We start from the raw sequence: 16,910 nt of genomic DNA on the forward strand, positions 1-16,910 counted from the left end.
CTAGAGAATCTTGGTTTTACCGTAACAATTTCAGCTCCCAACGCCTCATAATACCTCGCTCATATTAATACATGAAACGCAGCCTTTTGAAAAAACGTCATAGCTGCGCCTAGTTTCGTATTGCCATTTTTAGTTCTCTGCTATGTGAGATTTTCAGGGTAGTTCAACGTATACTTATTTTGTTTTTTGTACTCATTGATCTTCTATTCTAGTTTTGCCTTTGATGATATCAATCATTAGTGCTTTCTCTAGCGAGAGTTTTCCAGCCTTAGTATGGTGTAGTGGCGCCATTGCCGACAATGATGTTGAAGCTGCCGGATTCATAGTGCTGCGCTGTGTAATAAAACTCATGGTTCAAGCCCATAATTACACGCCGTGCGCCTCGATGATTAGGATGATCTGAATCGGGAAGATCCAGCTTCATATAATAGTTCGCGTTCGCATTTTTCGGGAGTTCACCTTCTTTGTTCTCATAGCGGACTCCATTACCTGCCAGCAATTGGGCCATGATGGGATCGATGCCAGGAACCTCGGTATTGCGAAGAATCCGGTTAATATCTGTCTTCTTCCGATTGCCCTCTCTGATTTCTTTCTTTTGAGCGAGTCTGGCTCGATTGTTCGTAGCTATATAAGCCTGTTCAATCTGGTTATCGGCAGCTTTCCAACGAGCTTGCACCTGAGTAAAGTCAAAAACGGGATCGGGTTTACGAATTTCATCAAGAAAATTGTTCCACGCTGGAGTCCATGTATCCACAATGGCGTCCATATCGAATGACTGAGCCCACTGGTTCTCGAAGGCGAAGTCGGCAAACAGCTCGGCAATCGTTTTGTTGCCTCTCGTGGCAATAGGACCTGCGGCGTAAGATTCTAATAGCAATTTATGCGCCGCTGCGGTGCCGGCATGTGTGAGGATGGGAGCTCCAAAATCCTGCAGGATATGTCTTAGCTGCATCGTCTTCCCGGTTGCAGCTCCAGATGGGACCTCTAGCCTTGGAAAAGCTGGAAGCTGTTTCAGATGTCCTGCGGCATACAAGGCTGATTCGGATGCAAGCGCAGTTTCTTGTGCAACGGTATGCGCAGCAGGCGGCGCTTCGGCAACCTTTCTCTGAAGGGCCGAATCTTTACTCACAGCCTTGGCTCCCATTACATCCGCTTCCTGTTCCAATGCGACATCATCATTGACCATAGCACCCCCCATCTGCATGGTGGGCTTTACTCTTCCTTGCCGCTGCTGGACGACATGCCAAGCCTCATGTGCCAAATTCCGCTCTTGCCCCGGCGCAATATGAATATCCGTACCTTCCGCATAAGCTTGGGCCTGTAATTGCGCAGGCTTATCCGAATTATAATGGACCTTCACATCGTCTAAAGATTGACCCGACAACTGCTCAACTCCCGATTTCAGCTCGTCAGGCATGCCGGTTTCATTCATCTTTCTTTGAATGAGCTGGGCTACCCCTTTGTTGCCAATAAGCCTTTGCAATTGAATAGCTTGACCAAAGCTGATTAGGGCACGGCCCGTGGATAGAGACCTTCCCTCCAAAACGGACGGATAGCCTGCTGTCTCTTTAGCTTTGTTATGAAGATTCACTGTTGAAGTTTCTGAGTCAGTTTTTCGAGGGAGTTGCTCTTTCATAATTCCCCTGCCCTTCACCCAAATTTTCCCACCCCATATCATTGTACCACATGACCTCTAATTAAAATTAACCCTCTTTTCTTTACTATATTTATAGTTTTTATTTTTTTACATGCCGCGATATATCTAGCAGAGCCCCAATCATTCAACATTTTAGTTCTTCTGATTCAAATTTTAATCTTAATCCTGAAGACCAAATTAAGGGACGAACTGAAAGAAGCATTTTGCCAGCAAAATAGCAATTCCTATAAAAAGGATTCCTTATTATCAAAATCATGTGAAGTCACTTAAGCGTCCAGCGAAAATAAATATATATTAATAGACTGTTTCGTATGACTTTCTTGATGAGAAATCCGCTTTGCAGACGCTCTCGTGAGAGAGCACGCCCCTCCGCTGTGCATCCACCCTCCCCCATGCACGCGCCAAAAAAAAAACCACGTTCGCATCCAATAGCAGCAAACGTGGTCGCACTCAAACTTCACTTCTCCTCTTCACATGTCCCACAGGAGCCGGGATACCCATCGCTCGCCTTCATTTCGTCCAAGTGCGCGCGTATTTCCCCATCCTCCGGCATGTCGGCTACTAGCTTCACGGCCGGCTGATGGAATTCAACGTGGCCTTTTGGTGGATTTTGATCTTCACTTGTCATATTTGGATTCACCGCCTCTGCAGCCAATTTCGCATCTTTATTTTTACATACAAGCTGCAAAGTTATTCCAAATAAAAAAGAGACACACTGCAGCAGCAGCGTGCCTCCCCTCTGTTTTATTTCACAACAATCGAAGTGACGATATTGTTCGTGCCGATCAATTCAACGAGATGACCTTCGCTGAATAAGCCCAAGTTCCCAGTTAAACTGACACTCGGCGATACACTATAGAGCGTGTTTTGATCAGTGCCATTAACGTTTTGGGAGATCGTAATCGTCGCAATTACACCTTGTGCGTTAACGGTTGTGCTTTTCAAATATCCGTAAATATCAAACGACTGGTCAACGCTTGCGTTGCGCGTAACCTCAATGTATATGACTTGATTGTTGGAAGTGCGAAGGTTAACGACATCTCCGGCGCGAAGATCGGACAATGTGGCCCGCACACCGTTGCGATAAACAACGACATCAGGATGAACCGTGTAGTATCCGGGACTGCTGCTGCTTGTCGAAGTCACTTGCAGCACATTGTTGTAAACCGCAGCGTTCAGCGTTGCACTAGTGCTAAGCGTTTGCGCCATCTGTGTCACCTGAACATAAGTGACCAAGTTATTGGATGTGCTGATATTCACCACGTCCCCGATTTGCAGCGCGGAGCGGCTGACTTGAACGCCGTTGCGGTAAATGACAGCATTGGAATCCAGTGTATACGTCGTGTTCACACCTGCTTTCATCAGCTGCAGTACGTTATCGTTCACGAGCGCGCTGACAGTGCCGCTGCTTGTTACAGGTGTGGCGGATGTCGTAACGGAGATGTAGGTCACTTGGTTGTTCGCAATGCTCAGGCTGACTACATCCCCCACCCTGAGGTCGTAAGCGGTGATTCTTGTACCGTCTCTGTACACGACAACATTCGGATCAAGCGTCAACGAAGAAGACTGCGTACCATTCGTAATCGTCAATGTATTATTAGTAACTGGCACACTGACTGTACCGTTATATAGAACCGTGTTCGGGTTCGAGTTCACCGGAGTCGTTACTTCAATGAACACAACCTGATTGTTGAAGAGGCTAATTTTCACTTGGTCGCCTACTTGAATCGCAGAAACGCTGACCTTAGCCCCGTTCCGGTAAACAAAAACTTCCGGATGCAGCGCATACGAATACGTGCTGCCCGAACGTGTCAGGTTCAGCGTGCTTCCTGTTACAGCTGCATTCACTGTGCCTGTCAACGTGTTATTGTCCTGATCCGGCAACTGCCCACCGACGCGATCCAACAGCGCCGCAAGCTGTGCACGCGTTACCGGCTGGTTCGGTTTGAATGTATTGTCTTCAAAGCCATCGACAAGCCCCCGCTCCCGCGCGACGGCGACATAGCCAACTGATCCTGCAGGAATTTGCTTAGCGTCTGTAAACGGCAGCACCGTATTCATCTTGGCTTTGGCATCTGCGTCCAGCTTCAGCGCTTTCACCAGCAGCGTTGTTGCCCACAGCCGGTCGCTGACTTTTTGCGGGTTGACCATGTCATCAGTTTCGGAGAACAGGTCATTCTCCAGAGCGACGGCAACGTAGCCGACAGCCCATGCAGGAATTTGGTTGGCATCCTTAAAATTCAGCTTCGTACTCATCTTCGCCGGCGATTCCGCCTGATCACGCAGCCCCATTAAACGAACAGCCGCTGTGATCGCTTCGATGCGGGATACCGTGTTCTGCGGCTTAAACGTGCCATCGTCATAGCCTTCAAACACCCGTTTGGAAGCAAGGCTGGCAATATAACGCATCGCCCACTCCGAGTTTTTCAAATCGTTGAACGTCAAATGCAGTTCAATCTTTTTATTATCTTTCCGGTCGTCATCGTGTCTGCCTTTGTTCTTGTTATTGCCTTCTGCCATTGCCGCCGTGCCGCTGCCTAGCATCATGACGAGTGCAAGTCCTGCTGCGACTGCCTTTTTCGAATGCAACATCCCGTTCCCTCTCCCTTATCATTAATATGAATCATGATAACTAATGATCAATCAAATGAATTCGGCAGGGTGGGTAATTATGAGAGGGTGCGATTGAATTTCTCAAGAGATTTTTCCTAATTATTTTCCACAAGCAATTAATTGAACGAGACTTCCCCCTATTGCCAAAAAAATAACCGGTTCGCCTCGCAGCGCGTAGGCTCTTCAACGAAGAAAAAATCGCCGTAGATCAGGGGTACATTGACGTTTTTGCCCTCGGGAAAATGGCTCGTGCCCGCGATGATCAAACCTTCCTCCTACGGTCAAAAAGTAAAAATGAGGTCAATGCTAGTCTGCAGATCAAAGAAGACAATATGATACACCGATCCTATCGGGACGGATGTAATGCGCAAGCGCCGTATGGTGGTATCACAGCTTCAACCCGTAGATCGCCCAAGCCGTTATCAACCGCTAGCTCTTCCACTCACTCAAGAGGTAGGTCGCGGGTTCGAAAAAGATCTCTATCGATCCTTGGCGCAGGCGAAAACCCAGGGCGAACATTGGATTCAACACCTGGGCAATCGCTTATTGGATGAAACGGTCGGTCATCACCACTCGGAACTTGCACCCTATTGATTGCGTCCATGCTGAGCGCACAAAGAAGGAGAGGAATCGTGCAGACTCCTCCCCCCCCCGTTCTATTACGCAATTACTCCAATATCTTCATCGCAACTGCTGTTAAATCATCGATGTCTATTAAACCGTCTTTATTCACGTCACCGGCTTTAAATTGATTCCAGTCACTGTCGGTCGACTTCTTGCCATACCCGGCTGCCACAATCGCCAAATCTCCGATGGTTATTTTCACGTCACCGTTAACATCTGCGGAAATTCTGGATGATTCGAAGGCGGTAATGGCCAATGTTAAGTTGGTTGCAGCTTGATCGATCTGCTGTTGAGTTACCATGACTTGATCGACAACAGCTTGGGCTTGATTGATCACCGTTTGCAGTAATGCCTTCGATCCGGCTACATATTGACCATCGGCCTTGCCTTCTACTGCGGCATTAACCTTGGATTGCGCTGAGCTAATTAGTGTCTTAAGAGCAGCCATATCGATAGGTTCAATCTGTACGTCGAATGTGAATGAGGATCCCGGTATTTGCAATTCCTGACCCATACCGTTGGCAATGATCACATTCCCAACCGCTACTGCAGCTTTAACCGGTTCAGCGATAGGTTTGGCAACGAATGTAAAACTAACGAAATTGCCATTGGCCGGTGTTACTTGGTCTTTAACAAGAGCAGCTGTCAGGAATCTGATATTCCCAGGAGACAGCTCTTTCGACTCAATAACCTTTAAACCTTCCGTCAGTGATTTCGCCTTTACGAATGTCAGTACATCGGGATCGAACTGTATCGTCAGATCTTGCGCATATACTTCTCGATAAACGCTATCGGTCACTGCACTGATATTGAAGCTTAAATCAAATGACGTACCTGATACAACAGATGCCGGACCGGTTAATGACGCGGCTGCCGTATCAGACCCCGCTTCATAAACAGCGATGGAATCCAAGTAAGTCGTCATAACCTGTCCTGTAGTGTCCTCACTCAGAATGACTGCGTCAAGGGAAGCGATCGTGCCGTCATTTTTTGCGGGATCGTAAACAAATTCCAAGGATTGCTCTTCACTTGTAGCTTTATTCTTGTAGGTGACGGTTATCTTCTCAGCCGTCTTATCCACAACTACGGTTACAGTATACCAGGCGAGTTTATCGCTGAATGTAGTATTTTTAACACTGGTGTAATTATTTTTTGGCCGAGTGAGTTGCGCGTAGGCACCCAGATTGGTGTTGTGTCTGTTTGTAAGAGCGACCAATATGTCGCCGTTGCTGTCCAATATACGCAGTTCGGCGCTTTTGGCAGAACTATTGTTCCTTGGCGGAGCGGGGTACCAGTTAAATACGACCATCATTTTGTCGTTATCGACAGGTTTAGGTAATGTCTTCCTCATGGCAAGGTTAATCACGTTGTTAGCATAAAGCTGAAACTTTTTGCTGGTGTTCCCGGCTATATCGCCATTATCGATTTGCGCGAAGATATGACCCGGTTCCGTTCTGTCAAATCCCCACAGGGTGCCGTCCTCAAAATCGGTGTAATAAAGTCCTTTATAGCCCGCAACCGGAGGTACGGCACGGGAGAGATGATCCATAGCCTGCTGCAGAGTGTTCCTCGCCGCATAAACTGTATTCTGAGTGGCGCTAGCATTAGCCATAACAGCATTAGCTACGCTCAGAGCCTGTGCAAAATCATCCCAGTGCTCGCGGTTGTAATCGCTTTTGTCGAATGCATTAGCCGTCGAGACTAACTCTTTAAGCGTTGATTTGTTGACGCCGGAGCCATCCGCCACATTTCTGGCGCTGATAGTCAGCAATTCTTTATAGTCGCTTCCTACGTTTTGTGTATCCATTAGCGATATAAAGCCGGCAAGCGCACTGCTGAAGTTAGCGGCGTTAGTATCAAGGTAGTTATGGAGCGCAGTAACAGCGGAAGCTGTAATATCGCCCGATCCCTTCCCGCTATTAACAAGTTGCTTAAGCGAATCAATATTGCCCTGTTCGTCTGTGGTCAACAAAATTGTATCATACATTACCGAACCGCGGTAGAATGGCGGCGGATTCGTATCAATAATAAGATCTCTCGACTTATTCGTAATGGTTATCGTGTTTGTGCCAATTGCCAGCAAGCTCGCGTCAAAAATGATATCCTCGCTGAGGTAGCGTCCGCTGCGGTTTGCGCTGCGATATATGGTCTGGTCGTTTTTGCCGACGTAGTTCAGCACTTTAACAACGGTCCCGTTGACCTTGATTTCCAGTATGGGCTGATTGGACACCGCAGCAAAGGCAATACGCAGGTGTGCGTCACCCGTATATGCTTTAGTTGAATTAAAATCAATCTTCCATGCACCGGTTTCGGCCCATGGACCGGTGCCGGGCCATGCTCCAAAAGCGTTCGCAGTTGCTGTCCAAATATTGGGGCTGGAGCCGACGGTTTCGGTTTTTGTCTGAGCGTAATACCAATCTTTTGTTACGCTGGTGTTCACGTTATAGGTTAAGTTCGCTGGAGCGTCGCGCATAAGAGAGTAGTTTCTCTTTTCGTCGCTGCCTCGGAAGCCTACCGTGGAATGGCTAGCCTTGCCGATTTGGAACAGATAGTTGTTGTCTATGGTAGGAGACCAGGTTAAGGTTCCCAGTTCTTTTGTTGTTCCTCCATCCGAAGCTGTAATATTTACGCCTTCATACTCAAGCTGACCAATTATGGAACCGTGCTGTGGAAACACATACAATGTATAGTCCCCTGGTCGCACGTTAGGAATACTGAAATTACCGTTCTCGTCGGCGTAAGTATAGAAGTAATATCCATTGACTTGGCGAATTACCTCTACGCCCGGCTCGGAAAGGATCACCATGGCGCCTCCCAAGTCCCTGCCGTCGGAAGTTTCGAGCTTACCTGTAACGGTTGCTCTCTCGTCCGCCTTAGGATACAGTCCCGGAGTATTAGCAGTATCTGTTACGAAATTATATGGCCACTTCGCTTTTTCCTCAGCCGCTTGCCTCTTAGCGTCGGCTATAAGGTCGCCACCGTCGACGGAGGCAGCATCATTAAAATAAATCAGCCATGGGCCGTGAATCTTCTGCCAGCCGTTAGGCGGGTCCATATTAGCGCCGCCCATGTGGCCGCCTGTAAAATAATTAAGGATCAGTGCATCATCTCCGTGTACCAGCAATTCCTGTTTTAACGGCCCGCCGGAGAAGTACTCGGAGCTGGCGTTAATCATCCAGGCACCGTAATTGTTGCCATAATGGCCTACAAGAGGATTCTCGGCGTGATAACCCACAAAGTCGTATTTGGAGTAAATAGTGTCAGAATTAGGATCCTTCCATGTGGTATCCTGAACCACCGGCTTCCAGATAGGTATTTTTTGGTTCATTTCGCTATTATAGCCATTGGGAAGGAGATCGTGGCTAAAACCATACAGCGTGCGCACTTCCGCCGCTCCGCCCCTTTGTTCCGGTGTTGACAGTATTACATAGTCATATAGACCATTGACACCCCTGCGCATGACAAAATGACGCTCCGCTTTGAACCTTTGGGTGGCAGTAGTATATGCATATGTCAAAACTATGTGTACCTCGTCCGCAGTATCGAGAACAGCCGTCACTTTTGTTACGGTAAAGGTGTCTATGTTATTAGTCATCGTGAACGGGAAACTAGGTGCCGATAGTGATGGACTTCCGTTAATTTTAATATTACTTATTTGTCCGTTAGTGGTCGATATATCCATTGATAATGTGCCGTTGCTTAGCCTCCACGTGTTGGCAATGCCGGGACTTTTATTCAGCACAACATCATTATTCAATTCAGTCGCAAACGTTTCCTCAGTCTCTCCATTTGCCGCCAATGCCGAAAACTGGACGAGGGCAAATGTCAATACAAACGCCAATAATAGCGCGAAAGACAGCCTCAACTTAACCATATTTTTATCCTCCTAAAATTTTAGTATACTGCCAGATCTCTCAGCTCAGCGAAATGAGGGTTTACAGACACATTAAAACGGAAGCAGGTACTCCGCGTCCTTTAAATACCTGGAGATTTATCATGTTGTTCCTTGTGAGCCGCTACTGTCTTGCCATGAAGAAAGGTCAAGCACTTAAATTGAATCCCGCGAGTTTAATTAGTTGGCGTGGATCTACGTAATGTAAACGCTTACAATATCCGCTAATAGTCAACAATCGTTGTATCTCCAAGCCCTGGTTCCGTTATTTCCCGATACTCATTGAAGGTCATCTTCCATTTTTTTTGAACTCTTCAACCCTTGCAAATCTTTGCTGACAGAGCATGCCGCCGCTTTTCATGTAGACCGCTATCGCATGCAGTAGACGGTCGAGGATGGTCGCAATTACAATAGTTGAATCCTGCAGTTCAACCCCGTCTACACGGGCTTGATTTCGTAGACCGAGTCAACCGCCCCATTCGAGTCCAGATAGTTTGTACTCTGTATAATCGGTACAGTGTTGAGTTTTACACCATCTCGATACAGGTTAAACCCGATATCGGGCGAATCGGTCCCCAGCAGTCGCCATCCAACATACACGCCATCGCTGGTCTTAACCGCCACAGGTGCCCGGTTCAGCTTATCCATAAAGCGATAGTGGACCGACTTCGCCTCCATAGCGTGGGATTGCTCCGCGCCAACCACAGAAAAACCGGAAAGCGCGACGATCGAAGACATCCCGACCTTGGCCGCCATTTTCCAAAGCTTCCTCCTCCTCTGATTCAATAATGTAACTAATGGATAATACATCTCCACTTAACGATACGTTATGTATCGATATAAAGCTAGTTTAAAAATCATACCTTTTTGTTTAAAAATCAGAGGTATCCGCCAAGACTAGAGTAAAGGGCAGATAACTCTGCCCCTCCTCATCAAACCGCACATGAGGTTTTCCCTCATACGCCTTTCCGATGTTCGTCAATCATGTGCATGTAGATTACAAGAGCGTTTAAGTCCCAACGCTTCCTGCAATTATAGCGAAAGGAAATATTTACCTTTCACTCCGCTTACTCATCTCCCATAGGCTCACATTGGACCTCTGTAAACAAATTCAGCGGAAACAACGTGGACACACTGCCGCTTGACTGTATTAATTCTACGAAATTGCGGCCGACTTGCACAAGCTGTCCTCCGATTTCGCCCAGATCCTCAGCCCTCGCATTCACATTGAACGGCAGGAGCGGCCTCCCCCGTACAGGCAGCAAGATATAGAACGATGTTGCAAACGGCACCCGCAAGGCCCCCACTGTGAAACCACTCGCTGAGTTGTTTGATAACACCCCTGTTGTCCGGATTAAACCGGGCGTAACGACTGTAACGATCTTGCCAACGAACGGGGCGAGTCGAGCTGTCAGAGTGATCGGCCTTGGCAGCGGGCAGCCGGAAATGTTTCTGCTCATAGTCATATCATCCTTTCGTTATTTTTCCTAAAGGATATTCGGTCGCTCCCCCACCCGATTGGACTTTTCTGTTGCAGAATCTGCCTATTACTTCAACAGGCTGCCATCAGTGACGTGTCTAGCCAGACTGCTTTTCGGCCAATAATCTGCTGCTATTGCTATCACTGTTTTCTTCTATGTTCAACGTGTACGGTAACAGTAATTTCTTCCAATCATGTTCATATCTATGAAAGTTCTTGTCCCCCGACAACCGCCGTATTTCTTATAGCCTAAAACTACTTGACTCTGCCGTATTGCCTGGCAGCGGACATGATGCGACGATACAGCATTTTGCCCTTCAAGTGCTTCCATGGATAAATTGCCGGCCTCGTATTCACTTCCAGAATCCATAGCTCCCCCTCGGTGTCGAGAGCCACATCCAGCCCCAGTTCTCTAAAGCCTCTTCGATAAAGATCAAAGCTCTTTCCGACAGCAACGCCGAGCCGCCTCAATGCAGCTTCCTTACGAAGGATCGAAGCGTGCTTGTACCCTGCTCCCTCCAGCGTTTGGGGAAGATAACCGAGCCTACCTCCTTGGTGATAATTCGTGGCAACCATATCCGGCTTGCCTATTTTGGTACAAATCGCCGTGCTTATCCATTTTCCTTCATTCGTCTTCTGAACCATGACTCGGATATCGAACGGTTTGCCTTTCGTTTTGGCAAGTTGGATCCCCTGCTGAAGCAGATACGATTTCCTTTCTGAGAACCGGGACAGTTTCTTGTATAAATGACCTTGTGTCGGACTTGGCGATTTAACGGTATTGAGTTTTGTTTGGTACCCTTTCGCCATTCTCTTGATACGGATGATGCCAAACCCACCAGTACCTCCCGTAGGCTTAAAATAAACAGTCGGATAAGCGGATAGCATCATCCGCAAATTTTTTCTGTTAAACGGCACAGTTCGGGGGATATGCCTTCGCAATCTCCGAAGCTTTAGCAGCCATTTGGTCTTTTGCCATTTGCTCTTGAAAGACATGCTCGCATATTTCAACTGCCTCAACCTCCCTTATTCTCAACATACGCATGGAAATAGGTGCTTGTCACAGCATCTGCCTAAGCCGTTCCCAATGACATGGACTCCCATTGAAAATCTCATCTTATTTTTATTACTCTGAACCAGAGGACATAAAATGAAAAGCCGTATCACATGCGACTTTTAATCTAACCAAGTTCTTGTCACGCGACAGCAAGTCTCTTAACTAGATACAAGAAACGAGTGCAAAACTTTACTGTAATAATCGATTGATAAGGTCCTTACCGTAACCAAACTATTCTATCGTCAAAGCAATATGCTTATAGACTTCTTTTTTGAGTAAGGCATATAATACACTTTATGAGTTAGTATTTGAAAGGATGTGTCATACACTTGATCTCATCAAGTAGTTCAATTCATCAAATTCCATATTATAAGAACTATTGGGTATCCCGAATGTTATCCTCGATTTCCTTCCAGATGCTTTCCGTAGCTATCGGTTGGCAAATGTATGAATTGACCCACGACGCTTTCAGTCTCGGTCTTGTTGGCCTAGCCCAATTTCTCCCAATGGTACTACTTACATTGGTCGTGGGGCATTTCGCAGACCGCTATGATCGGCGATATATAATCTTTCTATGCCAGATCGTAGAGGCCGGTATGGCCTTATTGCTTTTGTCCGGTAGTCTTACGGATTCGTTAGGTCAGAATCAAATCCTACTAATGGCTGCCGTTCTAGGAGCCTGCCGTGCATTCGAAGGCCCTTCCTCCTCAGCTCTGTTGCCTCAATTAGTACCAAAGGAATTCCTTCAGCAGGCTATATCCTGGAACACCTCGGTCGGCCAATTATCCCAGATACTTGGCCCCTCCATGGGGGGATTACTATATTGGGCAGGTCCTACTTTAGTTTATACTACTGCCTCACTTGCCCTTCTAACAGCCGGTATCCTAACCTTTTTCATCCATTCAAGGCCTATAGTGCGCAAGTCCGAGCCGGTTTCCCTACGTTCCCTGTTCTCTGGCATTATGTTCGTTTACAGCAAACCGATAATCCTTGGGACGATATCACTTGACCTTTTTGCTGTACTGTTGGGTGGTGCCACCGCTCTACTGCCGATTTTTGCCCAGGATGTTCTTCATACGGGACCATGGGGACTAGGATTAATGCGTACCTCACCAGCCGTTGGTGCCTTGTTAATGTCAATTGTCTTGGTCTATTATCCGCTGAAGAAAGCTGTTGGCTACATTCTGTTTGCAGCCCTTGCCGTCTTTGGATTGGCAACTATGCTTTTCGCCGTTTCGACCAATTTATTCATTTCCCTTGTGGCATTATTCCTCATTGGTGTTTCAGATGTGATTAGCGTCATCATTCGGTCATCCCTCGTACAACTGCAAACTCCGGATGAGATGCGGGGGCGGGTCAATGCCGTTAACTCCCTCTTTATTGGTACTTCTAATCAGTTGGGAGAGTTTGAGTCGGGTACATTAGCCGGATTTATTGGAGCAGTTCCGGCAGCCTTCATCGGTGGTATCGGTACGATTGCAATTGCTGGGCTCTGGATGTTTCTGTTCCCATCACTTCGAAAAATGCGGACCCTATCCGAACAGTCTTAAATGCTTCAATCTGTCATTATCCAAATTACTCAGCAATTTTTTTCGTTTTATGAAGAGGAGTCAATCATTCAAAAGCGAGGATTGGCCCCTTCTAACGAAAAAGGAACAGCTGCCGGCCGCGGCGATCTGCTCCTTCTTTATTGAACTCCCTCGGTACGATATAGTTTTCTCAAGAATGCTCGCTTATTCGCAGGATTTCACCCTTGCCAGAAGTACAGAAAGTTAGGAGCGGAGACCTCATAATAGACCTGAGCAAACATGAAGGCGCAAGGAAATACAGGGGAAGATTTAAACCCCATATTATTCCATATACTGCTCAATTCTCCACGCCGCCCCTGGAGGTTTTCACTCCCATGTCTCAACGGGTCTATGTCCTCTCATTCCTTCGTTACACCTGTCCAAATCATAGCATGTTACACAACCATGAAATTTCTTTAATTTTCAAAAATTTCTTATTAGATTTTAAGTAAAAAAAGAAACCTACATCGTATCTAACCGCTCAACTGCAGCCAGATACGATATAGGTCTTCCAAGGGGATACAGCCGATCTTATCCATTATAATGGCGGCTGTACCACCAACAGCTTCCCAAGCTGGATCACCGTTTGATCGTACCAATCCGGATGCTGACGAAGATGTTCCCTACTTCGTTCATTGCCGCATGCCTCAAACACGGCCGCTTTGTCTGTCTTCTCGGTATCGACTTCGAAGCGAACCGTATGGCTCCCATTCGAAAGCTCCGGCAAGAAAACATACTGATTCCGATTATGATCGTTGTGCGGTGTGAATCGGTCGACAAGGAAGGGGGCCCCGCCATCCACCGTCACCTTCAATCTGCCGGAATCAGGCCCCCCGATATCGAACAACCCGATGTGGGTGCCTTCGAACTGCACCGTGATAGCCTCCCCCGGATCGACCGCTTGCCATAGGCCGGAGAACAACCAATCATACTCTCGGGCCAAAGCTGAATCATCGGGAGTCACGTAGGACCATCCCGCCGATAAATAGGCATGACCATCCAGCGGCAGCATAGTCGCGTACTCCCAAGGATTGTCCGGGACCAAATGGGCCTGAGGCAAGGTATGTTCGACTCTTCCCAAGTGACCTTGAAGTTCGCTTATTTTCTCAAACGACCGGGTGATCGTATCCGTGTAAATCTGGTGTCCTTCGGGAATTGTCGGATGGATCGAATCATGCGTAAAAACAATGGCTCCGGGAATCGACTTATCTGCCGCTGAGGTAAAAATGAGCTTTCCCTCCGATACCAAACGACTGACCGCTACGCCCAGATGAATCGAAGGAATACCGTAATAATCGGCCACTTCCTCTTGCATAAGAGCCCCCTTCTGGTAATCCCCGGACTGAAATCCGATCACATCCCGCTCCTTCAGCGTATAAACAAACAGGATATCGGTAAACCGGCTTCGACTGCGAATTTGACGGACGATCCCTTCGATACGCGCCTTGGACTCGGGCACTCCGCCATCGTTACCGACAAATTCAACAAACACTAAATCAGGCTGATGACGCAGCACATCCCTCTCCAAACGGGCGCAGCCCAAATCCGATCCTGTTCCAGAAATACCAGCATTCACACAGCGAATATCCGCCTTGGGATATTGCCCGCGAAGCCAATCCGCCGTCATGACCCTGTATCCTTCAGCTCGCGTATTACTGCCGCCAAAATAGACGATTGTCACGGTTTCCCCATTTTCCAACTTATGAATTACATTAGGTAGACCTCTTCGAGAGAATAATTCATTCATCACGACTTCACCTGACCTCACTTATCGTTGTAGGAGCAAACAATTTTACAGCAAACACTTCATGATAAGGCGAACCGTAAGTTGCGCAGAAATTAAACCGAATTCGGGTTACACCCTCCGCATCCACCTTATGTTTATTTAAAGTGAGATAATTCCCACGAGTTATGATTTTCCTCTCGGATCCGTCTTCTAAGATCAAGGTCACATCATAATCTTGGATAAGGGACTCGATAGGATCGTCGAAATGCTCCAAATCCAACTGCGAATTGAAAACAAGATGGATTTCGTCCAAATTTTTGGGGCTTGCAAAAGAGAATTCCAACCATTCCTGTCCTTCCGTACATTCGGAAATCCATCCGTTCGGCAGACCATAGGGCCTGGAGTAGCCGTTGACGACATTCTCGGGATTATACATATGCTGGGATGGCAGAAAGTCCTTAAAGCAAATGCTCTTATTGAATTTCTTCAGCCTGGACGGCACTTCCGGCCTATAATGGAAACTAACCGCGCCTGTAATCTTCTCTTCGTTGACATAAACGGCTAACCTAGCCATACCTTCTAGCACGATGTAGATTTTGTCGTCCGCTGGCTTCTCGCAGCCCAAGTCCAGCGTAATCCAGTCATCATGTCCAGCTGCAATAGCCAATCGGTAGTCTTTCAACTCACACGAAGGAATGTAATTTTCCTTCCGTTCCCCGCCAAACAGCTTCACATGCAGAGTTTCCGAAAGCTCGGAAATATTTTTAATTTTGATCTGTACGCTTTCCGCCATGGATGTCTGAATCGGCAAGACCAAACATAACCCTTTCTCCAAGGGAATCGCTTCGGTAGGATGAAGATTGTCATAGCTGCGCTGAGACGAGGCACGAATATTTAATCCGTCAGCGAAGTAAGGATCCAATTCCTCATGAAGCCCTACAATCGTTTGTCCGTCTCGAAGCAGCAGCGCCTGCAGCTCCCCCATATGAGCCTCGACTATGGCTGCGGGGTCTACCTCATATTTCAAACATAATGAAGCAGCCGTACCAACGGCCTGCCCCATACAACCACAGGTTGCCATTACCCTTGTAGATCCGAAAGCAACATGGGTAGCACTTATATTGCGACCAGCGAACATGAGATTAGGAATATTTTGAGAAAATAAACTGCGGAACGGAATATTATACAAGCCAGGTACGAAATTCCATGCTGTAGCCGGTCCCTCATCGTAGATGCCCTTAGCAGCATGCAAATCCATATACCATCCTCCAACGGATACAGCATCTTCGAAATGCGGCTTTGCTGTAAGATCGTTCTGAGACAACATGTGATCCCCTATAAACCGCCTCGACTCCCGCTTTCCCGGAATCGGGCAGACATAATCCAAGATGAGATTGTCCACATCATCAAATTCGCCGCTATTTTTGATATAATCCCAAATCCCATAAACCAATTTCCGCAGCTCCAATGCGATGTCTTCATTGTTTTTGATAACATCCATATGTCCGCCGTATTCCAGCCACCACAATCCGCCGAGCCCGTTGATTTTTCTAGGAAAAGCCCGATGGTTCAAGCCTTTTCTGATACTATCGAAAAAGTCCAACTTCGTAATATCATACGCAAAGCCAGGCCGCTTGTACGGAACAGAATATTCGACGTCACGGGCTTGAAACAGGATCGTATCTCCCATGGTGTAATGATCCGCCACTTCGGGAGCCAAGTCTTCCTTGTATTCATGCCTCGCTTCTCTCCCCCATCGGAAGAGCGCACCTGCCTGATATCCGACAACCCCGTCTCCGGAGCAATCGATGTAAGTTCGGCTTTCAAAACGGAATTTCCTTTCGGAAGCCAATTGAATACCTTCCACCCATTTAATTCTACCGTTCTCCATTCCCGTTTCATGCACGCATGTATTCAAAAATAGAGAAATGTTAGGCTCATCATAGACCATATCCAACAGGACCGTATCCGAAAGCGAAAGCATAAGCTTCTTGTTATATAACGGATTATAGTGGAAAATCTTCATCTTGAGTTCTTCCACCAACCCGCCCTCACGCGCATAATAGGATGGACTATTTCCAAGATAGGCCGACCCGTTGATATGAACCCTGACCTCGCTGCTGGCATTCCCCCCAAGAACCGGTCGATCATTAATAAGTGAAACTTGCAGCCCTTGACGTGCTGCAGCAATGGCGGCGCATAGCCCAGCAATTCCTCCGCCTACGACGGTTACATCCGCTTTAATAAGCTCCATTGTGATAACCTCCATGATTAGATACATCTATCATGGTAA

The 16,910-nt window shown here is 47.2% G+C and carries 10 protein-coding genes; 1 reads left to right on the top strand and 9 read right to left on the bottom strand.

Going from position 1 to position 16,910, the window contains the following annotated elements; all coding sequences use genetic code 11:
* Positions 1-268: 268 nt before the first annotated feature.
* The 7 genes from J2Z65_RS23360 to J2Z65_RS23390 form a co-directional block, all read right to left on the bottom strand.
* Complete coding sequence (locus tag J2Z65_RS23360; RefSeq protein ID WP_193581106.1) at positions 269-1,636, bottom strand: eCIS core domain-containing protein; 1,368 nt, start codon at positions 1,634-1,636, stop codon at positions 269-271.
* 478 nt (positions 1,637-2,114) lie between these two features.
* On the bottom strand, positions 2,115-2,285 hold the full coding sequence (locus J2Z65_RS23365; protein WP_167065735.1) for a hypothetical protein: 171 nt from the start codon (positions 2,283-2,285) through the stop codon (positions 2,115-2,117).
* A gap of 116 nt (positions 2,286-2,401) precedes the next feature.
* Entirely contained in the window at positions 2,402-4,249 is a 1,848-nt protein-coding gene (locus tag J2Z65_RS23370; RefSeq protein WP_167065732.1) for an S-layer homology domain-containing protein, read from the bottom strand.
* A 688-nt stretch (positions 4,250-4,937) separates the two neighbouring features.
* Positions 4,938-8,768: a polysaccharide lyase family protein gene (locus J2Z65_RS23375; RefSeq protein ID WP_167065729.1), complete on the bottom strand. Its 3,831-nt coding sequence runs from the start codon at positions 8,766-8,768 to the stop codon at positions 4,938-4,940.
* A 456-nt stretch (positions 8,769-9,224) separates the two neighbouring features.
* A complete protein-coding gene (locus J2Z65_RS23380; RefSeq protein ID WP_240159974.1) occupies positions 9,225-9,542 on the bottom strand; it encodes a rhamnogalacturonan endolyase family protein in 318 nt (105 codons plus the stop codon).
* A 311-nt stretch (positions 9,543-9,853) separates the two neighbouring features.
* Positions 9,854-10,246, bottom strand: coding sequence for a hypothetical protein (locus J2Z65_RS23385; protein ID WP_167065723.1), 393 nt, complete (start codon positions 10,244-10,246; stop codon positions 9,854-9,856).
* 275 nt (positions 10,247-10,521) lie between these two features.
* On the bottom strand, positions 10,522-11,277 hold the full coding sequence (locus J2Z65_RS23390; RefSeq protein ID WP_193581105.1) for a YheC/YheD family protein: 756 nt from the start codon (positions 11,275-11,277) through the stop codon (positions 10,522-10,524).
* A 375-nt stretch (positions 11,278-11,652) separates the two neighbouring features.
* On the opposite strand from J2Z65_RS23390, the gene J2Z65_RS23395 reads away from it, so the two are divergent.
* On the top strand, positions 11,653-12,873 hold the full coding sequence (locus tag J2Z65_RS23395) for an MFS transporter (protein WP_205301071.1): 1,221 nt from the start codon (positions 11,653-11,655) through the stop codon (positions 12,871-12,873).
* Between the two features lie 556 nt (positions 12,874-13,429).
* On the opposite strand, the gene J2Z65_RS23400 is transcribed toward J2Z65_RS23395, so the two are convergent.
* Positions 13,430-14,638, bottom strand: coding sequence for an SGNH/GDSL hydrolase family protein (locus tag J2Z65_RS23400; RefSeq protein ID WP_167065720.1), 1,209 nt, complete (start codon positions 14,636-14,638; stop codon positions 13,430-13,432).
* Positions 14,639-14,645: 7 nt separating this feature from the next.
* Positions 14,646-16,871, bottom strand: coding sequence for an FAD-dependent oxidoreductase (locus J2Z65_RS23405; RefSeq protein WP_244999166.1), 2,226 nt, complete (start codon positions 16,869-16,871; stop codon positions 14,646-14,648).
* Between the last annotated feature and the right edge of the window lie 39 nt (positions 16,872-16,910).

The sequence above is a fragment of the Paenibacillus aceris genome, assembly GCF_017874035.1.
Taxonomy (GTDB): Bacteria; Bacillota; Bacilli; order Paenibacillales; family NBRC-103111; genus Paenibacillus_E; species Paenibacillus_E aceris.